This is a genomic window from Nocardioides speluncae (genome assembly GCF_003121585.1).
Classification (GTDB): Bacteria; Actinomycetota; Actinomycetes; order Propionibacteriales; family Nocardioidaceae; genus Nocardioides; species Nocardioides speluncae.
Window position 1 is genome coordinate 16,359 of record NZ_QEOO01000032.1, and the last position, 19,287, is coordinate 35,645.

15 protein-coding genes are annotated in these 19,287 nt (G+C 70.5%); 10 read left to right on the top strand and 5 right to left on the bottom strand.

All coding sequences use genetic code 11. From position 1 onward, the window contains the following. Nucleotides 1-64 precede the first annotated feature (64 nt). From DDV73_RS17245 to DDV73_RS17260, 5 genes are all read left to right on the top strand, one after another. Nucleotides 65-1,693, top strand: a complete 1,629-nt coding sequence (locus DDV73_RS17245; RefSeq protein WP_109508506.1) for a GMC family oxidoreductase — start codon at nucleotides 65-67, stop codon at nucleotides 1,691-1,693. Beyond that, nucleotides 1,690-3,246, top strand: a complete 1,557-nt coding sequence (locus tag DDV73_RS17250) for a succinic semialdehyde dehydrogenase (protein ID WP_109508507.1) — start codon at nucleotides 1,690-1,692, stop codon at nucleotides 3,244-3,246. Before DDV73_RS17245 ends, DDV73_RS17250 begins: the two co-directional genes overlap by 4 nt. Before the next feature lie 118 nt (nucleotides 3,247-3,364). After that, nucleotides 3,365-3,955, top strand: a complete 591-nt coding sequence (locus tag DDV73_RS28450) for a hypothetical protein (RefSeq protein WP_170126035.1) — start codon at nucleotides 3,365-3,367, stop codon at nucleotides 3,953-3,955. Then, nucleotides 3,952-5,040, top strand: a complete 1,089-nt coding sequence (locus DDV73_RS17255) for a sensor histidine kinase (RefSeq protein WP_170126036.1) — start codon at nucleotides 3,952-3,954, stop codon at nucleotides 5,038-5,040. The genes DDV73_RS28450 and DDV73_RS17255 overlap by 4 nt, the downstream gene beginning before the upstream one ends. Next, nucleotides 5,037-5,672 (top strand): response regulator, encoded by a 636-nt coding sequence (locus DDV73_RS17260; protein WP_109508509.1) that lies wholly within the window; start codon nucleotides 5,037-5,039, stop codon nucleotides 5,670-5,672. Before DDV73_RS17255 ends, DDV73_RS17260 begins: the two co-directional genes overlap by 4 nt. A 17-nt stretch (nucleotides 5,673-5,689) precedes the next feature. On the opposite strand, the gene DDV73_RS17265 is transcribed toward DDV73_RS17260, so the two are convergent. The 4 genes from DDV73_RS17265 to DDV73_RS17280 form a co-directional block, all read right to left on the bottom strand. Further along, nucleotides 5,690-6,460: a dioxygenase family protein gene (locus tag DDV73_RS17265; RefSeq protein ID WP_109508510.1), complete on the bottom strand. Its 771-nt coding sequence runs from the start codon at nucleotides 6,458-6,460 to the stop codon at nucleotides 5,690-5,692. A 19-nt stretch (nucleotides 6,461-6,479) separates the two neighbouring features. Next, nucleotides 6,480-7,172 (bottom strand): uracil-DNA glycosylase, encoded by a 693-nt coding sequence (locus tag DDV73_RS17270; protein WP_109508511.1) that lies wholly within the window; start codon nucleotides 7,170-7,172, stop codon nucleotides 6,480-6,482. Nucleotides 7,173-7,281: 109 nt separating this feature from the next. After that, nucleotides 7,282-8,019: a M15 family metallopeptidase gene (locus tag DDV73_RS17275; protein ID WP_109508512.1), complete on the bottom strand. Its 738-nt coding sequence runs from the start codon at nucleotides 8,017-8,019 to the stop codon at nucleotides 7,282-7,284. Between the two features lie 135 nt (nucleotides 8,020-8,154). Further along, nucleotides 8,155-9,435: an alpha/beta fold hydrolase gene (locus DDV73_RS17280; RefSeq protein ID WP_161962440.1), complete on the bottom strand. Its 1,281-nt coding sequence runs from the start codon at nucleotides 9,433-9,435 to the stop codon at nucleotides 8,155-8,157. Between the two features lie 78 nt (nucleotides 9,436-9,513). Between DDV73_RS17280 and DDV73_RS17285 the strand changes: the two genes are divergently transcribed. After that, nucleotides 9,514-11,070 carry an FMN-binding glutamate synthase family protein gene (locus tag DDV73_RS17285; protein ID WP_109508513.1) on the top strand — a complete coding sequence of 519 codons (1,557 nt, stop codon included), beginning with the start codon at nucleotides 9,514-9,516 and terminating at the stop codon, nucleotides 11,068-11,070. 302 nt (nucleotides 11,071-11,372) lie between these two features. Here DDV73_RS17285 and DDV73_RS17290 read toward each other — a convergent pair whose 3' ends face one another. Continuing rightward, the gene (locus tag DDV73_RS17290; protein WP_109508514.1) at nucleotides 11,373-12,812 is read right to left on the bottom strand and encodes an alpha,alpha-trehalose-phosphate synthase (UDP-forming); all 1,440 of its coding nucleotides are present in this window, start codon (nucleotides 12,810-12,812) and stop codon (nucleotides 11,373-11,375) included. A 157-nt stretch (nucleotides 12,813-12,969) separates the two neighbouring features. On the opposite strand from DDV73_RS17290, the gene DDV73_RS17295 reads away from it, so the two are divergent. The 4 genes from DDV73_RS17295 to DDV73_RS17310 are packed head-to-tail and all read left to right on the top strand — an operon-like array spanning nucleotide 12,970 to nucleotide 18,788. Next, nucleotides 12,970-13,347, top strand: coding sequence for an SseB family protein (locus DDV73_RS17295; RefSeq protein WP_109508515.1), 378 nt, complete (start codon nucleotides 12,970-12,972; stop codon nucleotides 13,345-13,347). Next, a complete protein-coding gene (locus DDV73_RS17300; RefSeq protein ID WP_109508516.1) occupies nucleotides 13,347-13,889 on the top strand; it encodes a hypothetical protein in 543 nt (180 codons plus the stop codon). Before DDV73_RS17295 ends, DDV73_RS17300 begins: the two co-directional genes overlap by 1 nt. Continuing rightward, nucleotides 13,889-18,484 carry a putative T7SS-secreted protein gene (locus DDV73_RS17305; protein WP_109508517.1) on the top strand — a complete coding sequence of 1,532 codons (4,596 nt, stop codon included), beginning with the start codon at nucleotides 13,889-13,891 and terminating at the stop codon, nucleotides 18,482-18,484. Before DDV73_RS17300 ends, DDV73_RS17305 begins: the two co-directional genes overlap by 1 nt. Nucleotides 18,485-18,488: 4 nt before the next feature. Beyond that, entirely contained in the window at nucleotides 18,489-18,788 is a 300-nt protein-coding gene (locus tag DDV73_RS17310; RefSeq protein WP_109508518.1) for a hypothetical protein, read from the top strand. Nucleotides 18,789-19,287: the final 499 nt, after the last annotated feature.

Genomic DNA, 19,287 nt, shown 5'->3' on the forward strand with positions numbered 1-19,287 from the left:
GGAGCGTATGACGTCCCAGCCGGACCCGTTCCGCGCAGAACTAGAACGCGTTACAGTTACCGCCATGGCGAAGGCGGCGCAGGTCAAGGTCGAAGAAGCGGACTATGTCGTGGTCGGGGCGGGAAGTGCCGGGTGCGCGGTCGCGGCCCGGCTCGCCGAGGCCGGCAGTTCCGTCGTACTCCTGGAAGCCGGCGGGAGCGACGAGAAGTTCCTGGTCAAGAAGCCCGGGATGATCGGCCCGATGCATGCGGTGCCGAAGATCAAGGCGACCGTCGACTGGGGCTACTACACAACGCCTCAGCAGCACGCGCTCGACCGCAAGATCCCGCAGACCCGCGGCAAGGTGCTCGGCGGGTCCAGCTCGGTCAACGGGATGCTCTGGGTGCGCGGCAACCGGGCCAACTACGACGCCTGGGAGGCCGAGGGCAACAAGGGCTGGGGCGCGGCTGATGTCACCTCTCTCTACAAGAAGATCGAGGACTTCGAGGACGGCGCGGACGACTATCGCGGCGCCGGCGGCCCGATCAAGGTGACCCGGCACGGGCTGGTGACCGAGGCGAGCGCGCAGTTCCGCGAGGCCGCGGCCGAGACCCTCGGCGTACCCGTGGTCAAGGACTACAACGGCGCCGAGCAGGAGGGGATGAGCACCTTCCAGCAGAGCGTCCACGGCGGCCTGCGCTACAGCGCGGCGCGCGGCTACCTCCACAACCTCGCTCCTGCCAACCTCCAGGTGCAGACCGACGTGACCGTGGCCAAGGTGGTCATCGAGGGCGGCCGGGCTACCGGCGTCGAGGTCATCGACGAGGGTGTACGCCGCGTGGTCCGGGCCGGCAAGGAGGTGATCCTCGCCGCGGGGGTCTTCGGATCGCCGCAGCTGCTGATGCTGTCCGGCGTCGGGCCGGCCGCCCACCTCGGCGAGCACGGGATCGAGGTGGTCGCCGACCTGCCGGTGGGCGACAACCTGCACGACCACCTGTTCGTGCCGATCACCTTCCTGATGAAGAACGCGGTGCACCGCGGCACCCCGCTCCACTACGCGCGCGGCCTCGCGCGTGAGCTGACGCGGGGTGGGTCGTTCCTGGCGCACTCGGTGTTCGAGACCGTCGGCTTCGTGCGCACCTCGCTGGCGACCGACGTACCGGATATGCAGCTGCACGCGCTGCCCTGGGCCTACCCCTCGCCCAACCAGGACGCGCCCGTCCAGCACAAGGTCGACAAGCGCCGCGCGCTGACGATCCTGGCCACCCTGATCTACCCGCGCAGCCGCGGCACCCTCCGCCTGGCAGGCGCCGACCCGACGGCCGCGCCGCTTATCGACTTCAACTACCTGGCCGAGCCGGGCGACCGGCAGGTGCTGCTGGAGGGGATCACGATGACCCGGGAGATCATGCGGTCGGCGAAGGTCGCGGCGGCGTGCGGCGGCGAGCTGCACCCCGGTCCCGCGTTCGACGACAACGCGCTCAAGGACGAGATCCGCAACCGGGCCACCACCGTCTACCACGGCGTCGGCTCCTGTCGGATGGGCACAGACGAACGGGCGGTGGTCGATCCCGACCTACGGGTCCGCGGCGTGGACGGGCTGCGGGTCGCGGATGCGTCGATCATGCCGAGCATCATCGGCGGCAACACCAACGCACCGTCGGTGATGATCGGCGAGAAGGCCGCCGCGCTGATCACGGAGGCGGCGTCATGACCCGGCCCGCGTCGCTCACCGACGCCTTCCTGCAGCGGCTGGTCTCGCGGGTCCCATCGACGTCCGGCGGCACCTGGAAGCTGACCGAGGTCTACACCGGCGACGTACTCGTCGAGCTGCCGCAGTCCACCCCGGACGACATCGAGCAGGCGTACGCCGAGGCTCGAGCCGCCCAGCGGGAGTGGTCGCAGTGGCCGCTTCGCCAGCGGCTCAAGGTCTTCAAGAAGTTCCACGAGCTGCTGCTGGAGCGCAACGAGACGATCGTCGACCTGGTCCAGGCCGAGAGCGGCAAGGCGCGGCGGATGGCCTTCGAGGAGACGTGCGACGTCCCGATGGTGATCAGCCACTACCTCAAGCGGGCGCCGCGGCTACTGGCCGACAAGCGGCATGCCGGTCCGGTGCCGGTGATCTCGTCGTCGACCGAGGTCCGGCAGCCGAAGGGCGTGGTCGGGGTCATCGCGCCCTGGAACTTCCCGTTCGCCACCGGCATGTCCGACGCGATGCCGGCGCTGATGGCAGGGAACGGCGTCGTACTCAAGCCCGACAACAAGACCGCGCTCTCACCTCTGTACGGCGTCGAGCTGCTGGAGGAGGCCGGGCTGCCGAAGGGGCTGTTCCAGGTCGTCTGCGGCGAGGGCGCGGCGGTCGGGCCGGCGGTGATCGACGGCGCCAACTACGTGATGTTCACTGGCTCCACCGCGACCGGCCGGGTGATCGGCGAGCGCGCCGGCCGCAACCTGATCGGCTGCTGCCTGGAGCTCGGCGGCAAGAACCCGATGCTGGTGCTTGACGACGCCGACATCGAGGAGGCGGTCAAGGGCGCGGTGTTCGGGGTCACCGCCAACACCGGCCAGGTCTGCATGCACATCGAGCGGATGTACATCGCCACCACCGTGTACGACGCCTTCCGCGACCAGCTCGTCGCGGCGCTCGAGGAGCTGACGATCGGGGCGTCGTACTCCTTCGACGAGTACGACCTCGGCTCGCTGATCTCCGTCGACCACCGCGACCGGGTGCTGTCCCACATCGACGATGCGGTGGCCAAGGGCGCGAAGGTGCTGACCGGAGGCCGCGCGCGGCCCGACGTAGGCCCGGCCTTCATCGAGCCGACGGTCCTTGAAGGCGTGACCACCGATATGCTTGCGGGGACGATGGAGACCTTCGGGCCGGTGGTCGCGCTGCACCGGGTCGGCTCGGTCGACGAGGCGGTCAAGCTTGCGAACGACACCGACTACGGCCTGAACGCCTCGGTCTGGGGCCGCGACGTCAAGCGGGCGACCGCGGTCGGCCGGCGGCTGGAGGCGGGCAACGTCAACATCAACGACACCCTGGCCACGGCGTACGCATCGAAGGGCACGCCCTCCGGCGGCGTCAAGCAGTCCGGTGTGGGTGCCCGGCACGGTGACCAGGGTCTCCTGAAGTACACCGACGCGATCAACCTCGCCGTGCTCAAGAAGCAGGTGATGGGCCCGCAGGGCGACCAGACCTACGCGGCGTACGCCAAGCAGACGCTGATGTCGCTCAAGATCATGCGCAAGACCCGCCTCCGCTGACGCTTGGCCGCTGGTTGAGGAGGTCGCGCAGCGACCGTCTCGAAACCAAGGCGTAGGTGGCCAGGCAGCTGACCTTCGGCACTGCCGAGGTGACTTTCGGCGTGCCTAGCCTGCCCGCATGAACCTGACCTGGATGGTGCGCTTCGGCGCGATATGCGGTGTAGTCCTCGGCCTGTCCCTCGGCGTGCCTGGCGCGGTCGAGGCGGTCACCGGGGAGACGATTCTGACCAGCTTCGTGATCGGGCTGGGGGCGGCCTGCGGCCCGCCGGCGGTGACCGCGATCTACCTCGGACACGCGCAGGCTGCCGGTCGCTTCGGCGCGGTGGCGTACGCCGTCAACCTGATCGGGCTGACCCTTTTCGCCGGCCTGGCGTTCGCGCTCAACCTGGTGGTCTTCTACCTCGACAAGCCGGTCGCCGAAGAACTGCTGACCGGACCCACCAAGGCTGCTCTCGGCCTCAGCGTGCTCGTGTTCATCGTCGGCAGCATCCTGTTCGGGATCTCGCTGATCAGGGCGCGGGTGCTGCCGGCGGTGCCGTCGTGGACCTACGTCATCGTCTTCCCGCTGCTCGCCGTACTCGCCTCGCTGCCGGATTCCGTGTTCACCAGCGCGATGCACGTGGTCGCGGCGGGCTGCCTGATCTGGCTCTCGGCTGCTCTCTGGTCCAGCCACGAGGTCGCGGCACCCGAACTAGTCTCAACCGTGTGACCTCGCGCTCGCCCTTCCCGTGGGTGTCGCCGCTCCTGTACGGCGCGGTGCTGGTGGCCGGCACGTACGCCGGTCTCAGCGGGCTCGGCGACACCCAGTGGGGGCTGTTCCTCGTGGGGATCGCGGCACTGTTCGGTACCGACCTCCTGGAGGCGCGCGGCGTCTCGCCGGTCGTGCTGCTCGTGGTCCGGTCCGCGCTCTTCGTGGCGGTGGCGGTGGCCGACGGGTCGGGACTCTCGCGGGCACTGTTCGTGCTCGGCCCGTGGACGGCGTACTTCGCGTTCGGCCGCCGGGTCAGTATCGCGGTGGCCGGCGCCTGGATCGGCGTCGCCGTCGCGGGGTGGCAGTGGACGGCACCGCAGTGGTACGCCGACCGGGACCGGGTGGCCGACCTGCTGATGCTCGCGCTGGCGATGGTCGCGGCGGTCGGCATGGCGGCAGTGGCCTCCGCCGAGCGCGCCGGGCGGCAGCACCTGGAGGCGTCCCGCCGCGATGTCGCCCGGCTGTCCGCGGCCGCCGAGCGCAACCGGATCGCCCGCGACATCCACGACGACCTCGGCCACCACCTGACCGCGATCGTCGTACTCCTGGAGAAGGCGTCGGTCTTCGGCGACCGCGACCCGGACGCCGCCGCGACCGCACTCGCCGATGCGGAACGATCGGCGCGCAAGGCCCTGGCCGACGTACGGCGCTCGGTCGGCGACCTGCGCGAGGACCGGCCGTTCGTGCTGGCGGCCGCGTTGCGCGAGCTGGTGAACGGCAGAGTTCCGGTCGAGGTGAGCGGTGACGAGGCGGGCTACCCGGAGCCGGTGCTGGTCACGCTCTACCACGCGGCCCAGGAGGGCATCACCAACGCTCGCCGGCACGCCAACGCGACCGAGATCGGGGTCCGGGTGGAGCTGCGCGGGTCCCAGGCACGGCTGGTCGTGAGCGACAACGGCTGCGGTACGCCGCCGGGCCGGGGTGGGTTCGGGCTGCGCGGCCTGCGCGAGCGGGCCCAGCAGGTCGGCGGTGTCGTCGACCTCGAGAGCTCGCCTGGCGTCGGCACTCGGCTGATCGTCACCGTGCCGGCGGCCGCCTCATGATCAGGGTGCTCGTGGTCGACGACCAGGAGCTGGTGCGTGAGGGGATCGCCTCGCTGCTCGGCATCCACGACGACATCGAGGTCGTCGGTACCGCCGCCGACGGGCGTGAGGCCGTCGCGCTGGCGGGCGAGGTGGCGCCCGACGTCGTACTCATGGACGTGCAGATGCCGCACCTGGACGGGGTCGAGGCGGTGGCGGCGCTGCGGACCAGGTCGCCGGCCAGCAAGGTGGTGATGCTGACGACCTTCGACGACGAGGAGTACGTCGTCCGCTCGCTGCGGGCCGGCGCCGCCGGCTACCTCCTGAAGGACCTGCCGACCCACGATCTCGCGGCGGCGATCCGGCTCGCCCACGCCGGCGTCGCACAGCTCGATCCGGCAGCGACGGGGCGGCTGGTCGACGCGCTCGCTGCCCACCCGGCGCCGCGGGCGCGGACCGGCGTACCCCTGAGTGAGCGGGAGATCGGCGTGCTCCGGCTGGTCGCCGACGGCCGGACCAACCGCGAGATCGCGCGCGAGCTGCACCTCAGCGAGGGCACTGTGAAGAACTACCTGTCGCGGATCCTGGAACGGCTCGGCCTGCGCGACCGCACCCAGGCCGCGATCTACGCCCGCGAGCACGGCATCCTCTGACCACTAGTGGTCACTCGTCAGGCGACCTGGAACGACCGCTTCGCCAGGCCCATCCAGTATCCGTCGATCACCTGCTCGGGCGCTGCGCCGGTGTCGGTCGAGGCGCCGAGGGTCACGAAGAGCGGGATGTAGTGCTCGACGGTGGGGTGTGCGTAGGGCATGCCCGGCGCCTTCGAGGTGTACGCCGACAGCGCGTCGACGTCGCCCTGGGCGAGCGCTTCGGAGGCCCAGAGGTCGAAGTCGACCGACCAGCCCGGCGGCTCCGCGTCGAGCGACCAGTCGCGGAGGAACGGCAGACCGTGGGTCAGGAACCCGGACCCGATCACCAGCACGCCTTCGTCCCGGAGTGGCCGCAGCCGCTCGCCGAGCGCGAGCAGCCGGGCCGGGTCCTGGCTCGGCAGCGACATCTGCACGACGGGGATGTCGGCATCGGGGTACATGATCCGCAGCGGCACCCAGGCGCCGTGGTCCAGCCCGCGGCTGGTGTGCTGGTGGACCGGCTCGGTTGCCGGCATCAGCTGGGTGATCCGCTCGGCGAGCGCGGTGGCGGGCGGCGCGGCGTACGTCATCGCGAAGTACTTCGGGTCGAAGCCGGCGAAGTCGTAGACCAGCGGGGCGCCCGGCGCGGTCAGGCTCACGGGAGCGGACTCCCAGTGGGCGCTGACGATCAGGATCGCGGTTGGTCGGGGCAGTCGCGCCGCCCAGGCCCGCAGCTCGCCGGACCACACCGGGTCGTCGAGCAGCGGTGGCGCGCCGTGGCCGAGGTAGAGGGCAGGGAGCCGGGTCATGACTCCATGATGACCCCGATCAGGTTGCGGGGACCGTCCAGTCCACCGGTACGCCGCCCTGCTGCTCCAGCAGCGTGTTGACCTTGCTGAACGGGCGGGAGCCGAAGAAGCCGCGGGAGGCCGACAGCGGCGACGGGTGCGGCGACTCGACCCACGGCACCTGGCCGAGCATCGGCTTCAGCGACTGTGCGTCGCGGCCCCAGAGGATCGCCGCGAGCGGGCCGCCGCGGCGTACCAAGGCAGCGATCGCGCACTCGGTGACCTCTTCCCAGCCCTTGCCGCGGTGCGACGCGGCGACGCCGGGACGCACGGTCAGCACCCTGTTCAGCAGCATCACGCCCTGCTCGGCCCAGGCGGTCAGGTCGCCGTGCGGCGCGGGCGGGAGGCCGAGGTCGGTCTGCAGCTCCTGGTAGATGTTGGCCAGGCTGCGCGGGATCGGCTGTACGTCGCGAGCCACGCTGAAGCTCAGTCCGACCGGGTGGCCGGGCGTCGGGTACGGGTCCTGGCCGACGATCAGCACGCGTACGTCGGACAGCGGCCGCTGGAACGCACGAAGGATGTGATCGCCCGCCGGAAGGTAGGGCCGCTCAGCGGCCAGCTCCTCGCGGAGGAACACGCCCATCGCCGCGATCCGACCGTCCACGGGTGCCAGCGCGTCGGCCCAGTCGGCCGCCACCAGCTTCTTCTCGACCAGGCCCGCCAGCGCACTCACGCGGGCCAACCTATCGGGTGCCGGCCGGCCGAGCGGCGAGCGCCGGCAAGCGTCGTCGAGACCACCATCCACCCAGTGGTCTCGACGACGCTAGCGCTCCCTCGCTGGGTCAGATCCCGCAGCTCGGCGCGCTCCAGGAGCGGCCGGCACGGATGTCGAGGTGGGTGTGATCGTTGTGGCCGGGGTAGCCGGGACCGAAGATGCCGCCGTAGCCGACGTCGCGGCCCGTCTGGGCGAGCTGGCAGAACGACGGCGTACCGGTGAAGTCGAGGGCCCGGCCGTAGGTGTGCTGGCCGGTGCCACTGCCGCCGACCTGCCGGTCACACGCCTGGCTCCGGAAGCCCGACGACACGATCAGCGGCCGGTTGCCGAGCTTCTGGCGCAGCGCCTCGGCCCGCCACATCGACCGCTTCAGGTTCTCCTTCACGGTGGCGGCGCTGACCGAGCCGCCGCTGTAGCCACCCTGGCCACATCCGCCGTCGACCTCAGACCAGTTGAAGTGCAAGGTCGAGCAGTCGGCATCTTGGAGCGCGTAGATCTTGCTGTAGGTGTTCGGGCCGGCAACACCGTCGGCGGCCAGTCCGTGCGCCGCCTGGAAGTTGCGGACGGCGTTGTGGGTCTGCGGGCCGAACTGGCCGTCGATACCCATGTTGACGCCGTACCCGGCCCAGCCGGCGACCCGGACCTGGAGCTCGGCGACGTCGGCGCCGGACGCGCCTTGGCTGAGGTTGCGGTTCCACGTGTAGCACTCGTCGGCGTAGGCGGGGGCGATCGTGCCGGTGGTGACGACAAAGACGCTGGCGATGGTAACGGCGAGGGCGGCGATGACAGATCGGAGTCGGCGCATGAGTTCCTCTTTCCGAGAGCGAAGGGGTTCTGGTGGTGACCCCACTCGTCCGCCAGCATCGTCCGCCCGCTTGCGCAGTGTCGATGCCCCGCACGTGAACGTGTCCGGTATATGCCGCGACCAGGGCGCGTCGGCCTAGTTAGTTAGCGCGCGGGATCCGCCCGAGCCGAAGCGGCGTACCGGATTGACACCGATGGCGTCCGGTTCGGGCTTGGGGGCCACCTTCTTAGCCGCGGCCACCTTCTTGGCCGGCGCTTTCTTCTTCGGTGGCGCCTTCTTAGCTGGGGGCTTCTTAGCAGGGGCCTTCTTGGCCGCGGGCTTCTTCTTGGGCGCGGCCTTGTCCGGGCTGGCCCAGGTGTCGAGCCAGTCGTCCATGATCAGCCAGGTGGTACGCCGGGCGGCGCGGCCGGTCAGCATCCCGAGATGACCGCCGGGCACCACCTCGAAGCGTACCTTCTTCGCCCCGGTGAGCAGCGGCTCGAGCGCCTGCACCGCTGCGACCGGCGCGATCCCGTCGGTGGCGCCGGCGAAGATCAGCACCGGCGCCTTGACGTTCTTCACCTCGATCTTGTGGTCACCGAACGCGATCACGCCGGACGCGAGCGCGTTGCCCTTCACAAACCGGTGGTAGAGCTGGCCGAAGGTCCGGCCGGGGTAGGCGATCATGTTGTCGGTGAACCGGTCGACCGCCTCGATCTGGGCCAGCCACTCGGCATCGTCGAGGTGCTGGGCGACGGCCAGCGGCTTGGTCACCAGCTTCTGGAACGACGAGAGCTGGAAGCCCCACCGCACGAGCGGCCGGGGTATGCCGCCCGCGGCGCGGTAGAACCGGCTGACCGGGCGCAGCGGGCCGATGCCCTCGATGTCGAGCAGCGGCCGCATCGGCGCGAGCAGCGGCACCTGGCGCACATCGAACGGCGAGCCGACGACCGTGACCGACGCGATCGGCAGGTCGCGCCGGCTGGCGGCCACCAGCGTGGAGAAGATGCCGCCGAGGCTCCAGCCGATCAGGTGCACCGGCCGCCCGCCGGCATGCGCGGAGACGGCCTCGATCGCGCTCGGGACGACCTCCTCGATCCAGTGCTCCATGCCGAGGTTGCGGTCCTTGAAGGAGACCTGGCCGTACTCGACCAGATAGGTACGGCGGCCGCCCATCACGAAGTGCTCGACCAGCGAGCAGTCGCGGCGCAGGTCGAAGCAGATCGCGGGTGCGGCAAGCGGGGTGACCAGCAGGACCGGGTCGCCGTCCTCGGGAACGGTCGGCGCCGGGCGGTAGTGGTAGACCTCACGCAGCGTGCCGCTGTCGATCAGGGTGCGTGGCATCGGTCGGAGGTCCGCGAAGCCGCCGTACAACAGCTTGTGGGCGACGTTGCCCGCAGCCGTCAGCACCTGGTCGGGCTTGGGGACCAGTGTCATAGCCGCACCGTACCGCCCGGTACGACCAGTAGCGAGAGGATCGAGACCAAGGCCACGTCCGCTGGGTACGGTGACGGAATGAAGTGGGGACGGATGGCCGCCAGTGGTGCGGCAGCGGTCGGCGCGGTCGCCGCGCACGACCTCATTCAGCGCCGGCACGCGATCCTGCGGAACTTCCCCGTTGTCGGCCATGCCCGGTTCCTGATCGAGCGGTTCGGGCCGGAGCTGCGGCAGTACATCGTGGCCGGCAACGACGAGGAGCGGCCGTTCAGCCGCGACCAGCGGCGCTGGGTCTACGCGAGCTCGAAGCTGGAGAACAACTACTTCGGCTTCGGTACCGACAACGACATCGAGCACCTCGACGGCTACCCGATCCTCAAGCACCGCACTTTCGCCCAGGTGGATGCGCCGACCGCGCCGCACACCGGCGAGGAGATCCCGCTGCCGTCGGCGAAGGTCCTCGGCGGCCCGCGCGGCCGACGTCACGCGTTCCGGCCGCCGTCGGTGGTCAACATCTCCGGCATGAGCTTCGGCTCGCTGTCCAAAAACGCGATCACCGCGCTCAACCAGGGCGCGGCCATGGCCGGCTGCCTGCACAACACCGGCGAGGGCGCGCTCTCGCCGTACCACCGCAGCGGTGGGGACGTGGTCTTCCAGATCGGTACGTCGTACTTCGGGTGCCGCGGCCAGCAGGGGCGTTTCGATCTGGCGCGGCTCAAGGACCTGGTCGCGTCGGCGCCGGTCAAGGCGATCGAGATCAAGCTGTCCCAGGGCGCCAAGCCGGGCCTCGGCGGGATGCTGCCGGGGGAGAAGGTCACCGAGGAGATCGCCTCGATCCGTGGGATTCCGGCCGGTGTCGACTGTGCGTCGCCGTCGCGGCACCAGGTCTTCCACGACGTCGACTCGATGCTGGACTTCGTCGAGCTGGTCGCGACCGAGACCGGGCTGCCGGTCGGCATCAAGTCAGCCGTCGGCAACCTCGAGTTCTGGGACGACCTGGTCGCCGCGATGGTCCCGCGCACTCGCGGCGTCGACTACGTCAACATCGACGGCGGCGAGGGCGGCACCGGCGCGGCGCCGATGATCTTCGCGGACGCGGTCGCCTACCCGTTCCGGGTCGGCTTCTCGCACGTCTACAAGCGGTTCGCGGCCGCCGGGCTCGCGGGCGACGTCACCTTCGTCGGAGCCGGCAAGCTCGGCATCCCGGAGAACGCGATGGTCGCCTTCGCCCTCGGCGTGGACATGGTCAGCGTCGGCCGCGAGGCGATGCTCGCGCTCGGCTGCATCCAGGCGCAGAAGTGCCACACCGACCACTGCCCCGTCGGCGTCGCCACCCAGAATCCGCGCTACGTCCGCGGCCTCGACGTCGAGCTCAAGAGCGTCCGGGTCGCCAACTACATCAAGTCGCTGCGCCGCGACCTGCTCAAGGTCTCCGAAGCCATCGGCGTCGCCCACCCCGGCCTGGTCACGCCCGAGGACGTCGATGTGATGGACGGCCACCAGGGCTCGACCACCCTCGGCGAGGTCTACGGGTACGACGCCGCCTGGCCCCGCCTCCCCGACGACCTGCGCAAGGAGATCGTCGACATCATGTGCACCCACATGCCCGCCCCCGAAACCCCACCCCACCGCTGACCCGGCCGGTGTTGACGCGTCAGACCGCTGACCCGGCCGGTGTTGACGCGTCAGACCGCTGACCCGGCCGGTGTTGACGCGTGAGACCGCTGACCCGGCCGGTGTTGACGCGTGAGACCGCTGACCCGGCCCGTGTTGACGCGTCAGGCCGCTGACCCGGCCGGTGTTGACGGGTGGGATGTGAAGACGGGCCGGGTGGGCGTCGTATGGCGTGAAGACGGGCCGGGTCAGCGCAACCTCACGTCAACACGGGCCGGGTGGGCGTCGTATGGCGTGAAGACGGGCCGGGTGAGCGCAGGGTCTCAGCTGCGGCGGGCGGGGCGGACGACCTTGCCGTGTGACGGGCGGGTGGCGGCGAGCTCGGCGAGGAAGGAGCCGGCCCACTTGGCGACGTCGTGCTCGATGACGGTCTTGCGCAGCGCCTTCATCCGCCGCGAGAGCTCCTTCGGCTCGGCGTGGTAGGCCTCCAGCAGCGCGGCCTTCATGCCGTTGATGTCGTACGGGTTGACCAGCCATGCCTGGCGCAGCTCGTCGGCGGCGCCCGCGAACTCCGAGAGCACCAGCGCGCCGTCGTTGTCGAAGCGGCAGGCGACGTACTCCTTCGCGACCAGGTTCATCCCGTCGCGGTACGGCGTGACCACCATGATGTCGGCCGTCCGATACAGAGCAGCCATCTCCTCGCGCGGGTAGGAGGAGTGCATGTAGGAGATCGCCGGCCGGCCGATCCGGCCCAGGTCGCCGTTGATCCGGCCGACCAGGCGGTCGATGTCGTCGCGCAGGATGCGGTACTGCTCGACGCGCTCCCGGGACGGCGTCGCGACCTGCACGAACACGGCGTCCTCGACGTCGAGATGGCCGTCGCGGATCAGCTCGGCGAACGCGCGCAGCCGCGGGTAGATGCCCTTGGTGTAGTCGAGCCGGTCCACGCCGAGGAAGACCTTGCGCGGGCTGCCGAGCGCCTCGCGGATCGTCTTCGCACGCCGTTCGACAGCTGGCGAGCGCGCCAGGTCCTCGAAGCCAGCGGCGTCGATCGAGATCGGGAACGCGGCCGCCTTCACCATGCGTCCGTCGGGAAGGTAGACCAGGTCGCGGTGGGTCTTGTGACCGACCCGCTGCCGGACCAGCCGGATGAAGTTCTGGGCAGCGCCACCCAGCTGGAACCCGACCAGGTCGGCGCCGAGCAGGCCCTCAAGGAGCTGGCGCCGCCACGGGAGCTGCTGGAAGAGCTCGGCCGGCGGGAACGGAATGTGCAGGTAGAACCCGATCCGCAGGTCCGGCCGCAGCTCGCGCAGCATCTGCGGGACCAGCTGCATCTGGTAGTCCTGCACCCACACCGTCGCGCCCTTCGACGCCACCTCGGCCGCACGCTCGGCGAAGCGCTTGTTGACCGCGACGTACGCCTCCCACCACTCGCGGTGGAACTCCGGCTTGGCGACGACGTCGTGGTACAGCGGCCACAGCGTGCCGTTGGAGAAGCCTTCGTAGAACTCGGCGATCTCGTCGGCCGTGAGGCCGACCGGGACCAGCGACATCCCGTCGTCGACGAACGGCTTCAGGTCCTGCCCGGCGTCTCCCGGCCACCCGATCCAGGCGCCGTCGTTGGCCCGCATCACCGGCTCCAGCGCACTCACCAGACCGCCGGGGGAGCGCCGCCACTGCCGGCTTCCGTCCGACGCAGTCACCCGGTCGACGGGCAGCCGGTTGGCAACGATCACGAGGTCTGCCGATCCGGTGCGGGTCACGGTTGCAACCCTAGTCGGCCCGGCTGACGTATTACCGGCACAACGGCATACCTCCCGGCTCTCCGACGAGTTATCCACAACCTCGAATTTGCTCCTGGAATCTTCTGTTTGAAGTCGTTAGCGTCTGTTTGCGACAGCAACGACGAGGAGGTGAGCCATGATTCGCGACAACGCGGTGCTTCGGAGCGAGATCCAGCTGGTGCACGCCGGGGTGGCCGACGGCGAATCGCTGGTCGAGTCGCTTCGGCGCAGCGAGCTGCTGGTGCCGTCCGCGGCCGACGGGGCGCCACTGACCACCGAGCTCGACGGGGTCCTCTGGGTGCTGGCGTTCACGTCCGAGCAGGCTCTCGCGGTGTACGCCGATGCGCGCGGCGCGGTCACCCGGTCGACGTACTTCCTGACCCTTCCGGGCAGCCTCCTGCAGGACGTCGCGCTGCCGGCCCTCGGCCGTCCGGGCGGGATCGCGGTCGACCTCGGCAGCGCCTTCCCGATGCTCTTCCCGGCGGCTGAGCCGGTCGTCGAGGCGGTCGCCTGATGACCGAGCTGAACCTCGACCCGCAGGCGCTGGTCGACGCCGCCCGCGGCATCGACGCCGTGATCGGTGAGCTGGGCGAGCTCGGGACGGCGGGGACCAGCCAGGCCGGCCGCGGCTTCTCCCAGCTGTCGCTGTCCGGGCTGCAGGTCGGGCACACCGAGCTGAAGGACGCCTTCGACGAGTTCTGCGACCGGTGGTCGTGGGGCGTGCGGGCGCTGGTGCAGGACGGCCAGCGGCTGTCCGAGGCGCTGGCGCTGAACGCGGGGACGATGCACGACCTCGATGAGTACGTCGCGGCCTCGTTCCGTGGCGTCGCCGTAGATCTGGTCGGCGACCCGCGGCTCAGCGACGAAGCCGCCGAGTCGATGACCTGGGGCCAGCTCGCCGACTCGGCGGACGACGCCGACTGGAGCAGCGACTCGTTCTCCGCGGCCTACGACGAGTCCTCCGACACTTGGCAGGACGTGATCGACGACCCCGGCCCGCTGGGGCCGCTGGGCGGCGTACCAGGTCTCGCGACGCTGGCGGCCGGTGATCGGTGATGGGGGTCAGGGGCTGGCTCGAGGACCGGGCCGAGGATGTCGCTGACAATGTGGCCGACGGCGTCGATGTCGTCAGTGAGGAGGCCGGCGAGTTCGTCGACTCGCACACCAAGACCCTGGCCGCCGGCCTCGACTGGTTCGGCCTGGAGGGCGCGGCAGACACCGTCGACACCTGGGGCGACTACCTCGCCGACAAGCTGGGCGCGGAGATCGCGGAGCTGGAGCTCGGCGACACCGACGACCCCAAGAAGCTGATCCACGGTGACGCCGCCGCGATCAACGAGACCGCCGGCCACCTGGCCGATTTCGCCGACGGCTTCAACACCGCCGCCGGCGGCTTGAAGGCCATCGATGCCGGCACCTTCACCGGCCACGCCGGATCGGCGTACGACGAGGTCGCCGACCTGCAGCCCCGCGACTGGTCCCGAGCCGGTTCGGCCTGCGCCCGGGCGGCGCGGGCGTGGGCGGCGTACGGCGCGACCGTGGAGTGGGCGCAAGGCAAGGCCCAGGACGCGATCGACGCCCACAAGCGAGCGCTGGCGGCGACCGATGCGGCCCGTGCCGACCACAGCGAGGCGCTGGCGACGTACCGGCGGGAGAACGACGCCTTCAACGCGGAGATGCGCGCCGGCGACACCTCGCAGACGCCGCCCGTGGCGCCGGGGGAGTTCGTCGACCCGGGAGTGGACAAGCTGGTTGCGGCCAGGGCGATGCTGGCCCGGGCCCGCCGCCAGCGAGACTCGGCGGCCGAGAACGCACTGCGGTCGATCCGGTCGGCGACGACGGATGCGCCGGCCGAGCCCAGGTTGAGCGAGCAGCTGCGGGCCGGCTTCGGCGACCTCGGCACCATCGCGATGGTCGAGAAGGTGCACTTCGACATGGGCGCGCTCAAGGGGCTGTCCGGCCTGGTCGGGACGCTCCGTGGCCTCAACGTCACCGACCCCTACAACCTGCGGAACCCGGCCGACTACCTCAAGGGCCTCTCCGACACCGCCGCCGGGCTGATCGCCGCGGGCCAACACCCGGACCGGGCGCTCGCCGGGATGCTCGGCCAGCTCCGGGACGACCCGTCGGAGTTCCTGGGCACGCTTGCGCCGGAGGTCCTGCTCGGCCTGCTGACCGGTGGCGCGGGTGCCGCGGCAGGCCGGTCCGACGACGTGCTGCGTGCGGCCGACGACGTCCTCGAGCAGCGGCATCGCGGCCGACCCGAGTGCGCGATGACCTGCGACCGCGACCCGGTCGACGTGGCGACCGGTGAGGTGCTGCTGCCGCAGACCGACCTGGTGCTGCCGGGAGTCCTGCCGCTGGTGCTGTCCCGGGTGCACAAGTCGGGGTGGCGGTGGGGGCGATGGTTCGGGCGGTCCTGGGCCTCGACCCTCGACGAGCGGCTGGTGGTCGACGAGGACCGGGTCGTCCTGGTCCGCGGCGACGGCGTACTCCTTGTCTATCCAGTGCCGGCCACAGGGGAGTCGGTACTGCCGTTCGAGGGGCCGCGCTGGCCCCTTGAGCGTCCTCACGGCGACACCTGGCGGGTGTCCGACCCCGACACCCGCCAGGTGCGCCACTACGTCGGCGGCGACCGCGCCGTCGTACCGCTCGCTGCGATCACCAGCCGCAGCGGCGGCGACCGGATCATGTTCGTACGCGACGAGGACGGCGCTCCGCTGGAGGTGCGGCACTCCGGCGGCTACCGGGTGCTGGTCGAAACCGGCGGCATGCCACGCCGGGTGGTCGCGCTGCAGGTAGCGGATGGCGAGGACGAGGTCGCGGTACTGCGGTTCGGCTACTCGCCGGCCGGTGACCTCGCCGAGGTCGTGAACTCGTCCGGGAAACCGCTCGGCTTCGAGTACGACGCCCTCGGCCGGCTCCTGCGCTGGGAGGACCGCAACGGGGTCGCGTTCGGCTACAGCTACGACCGCGCCGGCCGCTGTGTCGAGCAGGCCGGCACCGGCGGCGCGATGGGCTCGACGTTCGACTACTTCCCCGACGCCGACGACGACCGGGGCACGATCACGGTCGTCACCGACTCGCTGGACGCGCGGACGGCGTACCACGTCAACGAGCGCCTGCAGGTGGTCGCGACCGTCGACCCTGCCGGCGGCGTTACCCGTCAGGAGTGGGACCGCTACGACCGGTTGCTCACCCGGACCGACCCGCTCGATCGGACCACGCGCTTCGGCTACGACAAGGCCGGCAACCTGACCCGCGTCGTACGTCCGGACGACAGCATCCAGCGCTGGTCGTACGCCGGCGTCGGCCTGCCGACCGTCGCGGAGCTGGCCGGCGGCGCGCGGTGGCAGCAGGAGTACGACGAGCACGGCCGGCGGGTTGCGCTGGTCGATCCGGCCCGTGCGGCCACGTGCTTCGAGTACGGCGCCCGCGGACACCTGGTCGCCGTCACCGACGCGCTCGGCGGTGTCACCCGCATCGCCAACGACGCGGCCGGGCTGCCGGTCGTCGTGACCGACGCGGGTGGAGCGGTGACCCGGCTCGAGCGGGACGGCTTCGGCCGGGTCACCGCGGTCGTCAACGCGAACGGAGACCGCACCACCCAGACCTGGACGGTCGAGGGCCTGCCGGCCTCCCGCACGCTCCCGGACGGCGCCACCGAGACGCGGCGCTACGACGGCGAGGGCAACCTCGTCGAGCACGTCGACGCGGCCGGCCACGCGACGTCGTACACGTACGGCGCCTTCGACAAGCCGGTCTCGATCACCGCACCCGACGGCTCGGTCACCGAGCTCGTTCACGACACCGAGCTGCGGCTCACCGCTGTGGTCAACGGCCTCGGCCTGGAGTGGACCTATCGGTACGACGCGGCCGGGCGGCTCAGTGAGGAGCGCGACTTCAACGGGCGGACGCTGCGGCACCGCTATGACGACGCCGGCCAGCTCATCGGCCGGACCAACGGCGCAGGTCAGTCGGTCGCGATGGGCTACGACCTGCTCGGCCGGCTGGTCACCCAGGTCGACGGCGACGGTCGCGAGACGCGGTTCGGCTACGACGCAGCCGGCCGGCTGACCGCGGCCGACAACCCGGACGCGCGGGTGGCCTTCGAGCGGGATGCCGCCGGCCGGGTGCTCGCGGAGGCCGTCGACGGCCGGACCGTGCGCTCGGCGTACGACCCGGCCGGGCGTCGTACGTCCCGACTGACTCCGACAGGGGTGGAGTCAGCCTGGACGTACGACGCCGTGGGCCGAGCGCTGGCAGTCGATGTCGCCGGGCACGTGACGCGCTTCGAGCGCGACGCCGTCGGGCGGGAGCGGCTCCGGCAGTGGGACTCCGGCGCGGCGCTGGCCCAGCTGTTCGACGACGCGGGCCGGGTGTCGGTGCAGACGCTGTCCGCGCCGCTGGTCGGGCCGTCGCCGCGGACGCTGCACGAGCGCCAGTACCGCTATCGGCCCGACGGCGCGCTGCTCGGCATCGACGACACCGGGCTCGGAGCGAGCACGTTCGACCTCGACCCGCGCGGCCGCGTCACCGGCGTACACGTCACCGGCCCGAGTCGCGGCTCGCTGGTCGAGCGCTACGCCTACGACGGCGCCGGCAACCTCACCGCCGGTGACGACTTCCGCTGGTCTGGCGCCGATGGCCGGGTGGCCCGGGACCGACGCGAGCACGTCGGGACGCTGCTGCAGCGCACCCGCGACACCCGGTTCAGTTACGACCGGCAGGGGCGACTGGTCCAGCGAGTCCGCACCCGCCTGTCCCGCAAGCCGGAGGTGTGGCACTACACCTGGGACGCCGAGGATCGGCTCGTCGGCCTGACCACCCCCGACGGCGCGCGGTGGCGCTACCTGTACGACGCCCTCGGCCGCCGCGTCGCCAAGGAACGCCTCGCGGTCGACGGCAGCGTCGCATCCCGCACCACCTTCACCTGGGACGGCACCACCCTGGTCGAGCAGACCGGCGCCGGCGGCTCGACGTCCTGGGAGTACGACGGCCTGCGCCCCCTCGCCCAGCTCGAACGCTCCTCCGACTCTCTCGATGCCCGCTTCTACGCGATCGTCACCGACCTCGTCGGCGCCCCGACCGAGCTGCTGGACGAGTCCGGCAACATCGCCTGGCGCTCCGACCGCAACCTCTGGGGCGCACCCTCACCTCGCGCCTCCCGCGCCGCCACCCCGCTCGCTTTCCCAGGCCAGTACGCCGACTCCGAGTCCGGCCTCTTCTACAACCTCTTCCGCTACTACGATCCGCACACCGCGACCTACATCAGCCAAGACCCGCTGGGCCTCCACGGCGGCCCCAACCCGTCGGCGTACGTCCACAACCCCACCCAGTACGCCGACCCCTTAGGCCTCTTCAGCTGTGACCCCGACGATCTGCCAGGCCACTCTGAACGCCATCAGTTTCCCGGCACCTGGGCAGGCAAGAGCCAATTCTTTGATGCCGTAGATTTGCGAGCGCTGTCGGACACAGATGGCGTTGTAGGATTCGTGCAGAAGAATGGCAATACGCGATACCTAATGCACGCCTCGTCGGACATTGGTGTGGATCAGGTAACCGGACTGCCGACGGACGTGTACACGGTAATTGTTAAACCGGACGGTGAGGTGCTCACGATGTTTCCGGGATCTAGTCGATGGAGCTGAACCGATGACGGTACGGATCGAGTTGTGGCTGGATGGCGCTCTCGTCGGCGGCGCCGACCATTGGTGGGACGATATCGAGGGAGTTTTGAACGCCATTGACGGTGGGTTTCCGCAATTGCGAAAGGTCGATCCGTATGGCGTTGCCATCTTCGCCAGCTCTGCCTTGGATGAACTTGGACGCGAGGCGCGCGAACTGTCACGATCCGCGCCAAATCGTGCGGCGGGCGAGCTCAGCAGGATTGCCGAGTTGTGCGACGACAGCCATAGGGCGACCTCCGCTGAACTGAGGTTCCTAGGCGACTAGGGCAGCGCCATGAAGTTCGACAACCTGGCAGGGTTTCTCGCCGGATACCTGCATCAGGACTGGGACGTCGAGTGCGGCGACGTCTATGCCGCCGCTGACGCCTTTGGTCGCTCCGAAGGCTTGGACGTGGTGCTCGCAACGTGGCCGAGATCGCCCAGCTCGTTGAGTCACATCCAACCGACGATGAGTGGGAGACGTACCTTCACGGCGTCGGCTGCTACTTCCGTCCGGCGCCCGCCGAGAACGTCGCGGATTGGCTACTCACTATGGCGAGTCGCGCCGCTTCAACTGCCGCGCTGCGCGGTCGTCTCGCGTCCGAGCCCTGATCGGTGCTGCGTCCGGTCGGTTTGTCGAGAGGGACGATCTCGACGCCATTGAGGACCCTTGAGACGTTCGCGTGCCGAGCGCCGTCACACCACATGTCGGCAACCGTTGCCCGACTTTGTGCATGCTGGAATCGGTGGCCGCGCTGTAACGAAGGTTCGCGCAGCGCTACCAG

Coding starts and splice junctions, on each gene's coding strand:
- DDV73_RS28450 (WP_170126035.1), top strand. CDS start 3,365: ATGAACCTGACCTGGATGGTGCGCTTCGGCGCGATATGCGGTGTAGTC.
- DDV73_RS17300 (WP_109508516.1), top strand. CDS start 13,347: ATGACCGAGCTGAACCTCGACCCGCAGGCGCTGGTCGACGCCGCCCGC.
- DDV73_RS17310 (WP_109508518.1), top strand. CDS start 18,489: ATGACGGTACGGATCGAGTTGTGGCTGGATGGCGCTCTCGTCGGCGGC.
- DDV73_RS17275 (WP_109508512.1), bottom strand. CDS start 8,019: ATGCGCCGACTCCGATCTGTCATCGCCGCCCTCGCCGTTACCATCGCC.
- DDV73_RS17260 (WP_109508509.1), top strand. CDS start 5,037: ATGATCAGGGTGCTCGTGGTCGACGACCAGGAGCTGGTGCGTGAGGGG.
- DDV73_RS17305 (WP_109508517.1), top strand. CDS start 13,889: ATGGGGGTCAGGGGCTGGCTCGAGGACCGGGCCGAGGATGTCGCTGAC.
- DDV73_RS17245 (WP_109508506.1), top strand. CDS start 65: ATGGCGAAGGCGGCGCAGGTCAAGGTCGAAGAAGCGGACTATGTCGTG.
- DDV73_RS17285 (WP_109508513.1), top strand. CDS start 9,514: ATGAAGTGGGGACGGATGGCCGCCAGTGGTGCGGCAGCGGTCGGCGCG.
- DDV73_RS17295 (WP_109508515.1), top strand. CDS start 12,970: ATGATTCGCGACAACGCGGTGCTTCGGAGCGAGATCCAGCTGGTGCAC.
- DDV73_RS17250 (WP_109508507.1), top strand. CDS start 1,690: ATGACCCGGCCCGCGTCGCTCACCGACGCCTTCCTGCAGCGGCTGGTC.
- DDV73_RS17280 (WP_161962440.1), bottom strand. CDS start 9,435: ATGACACTGGTCCCCAAGCCCGACCAGGTGCTGACGGCTGCGGGCAAC.
- DDV73_RS17265 (WP_109508510.1), bottom strand. CDS start 6,460: ATGACCCGGCTCCCTGCCCTCTACCTCGGCCACGGCGCGCCACCGCTG.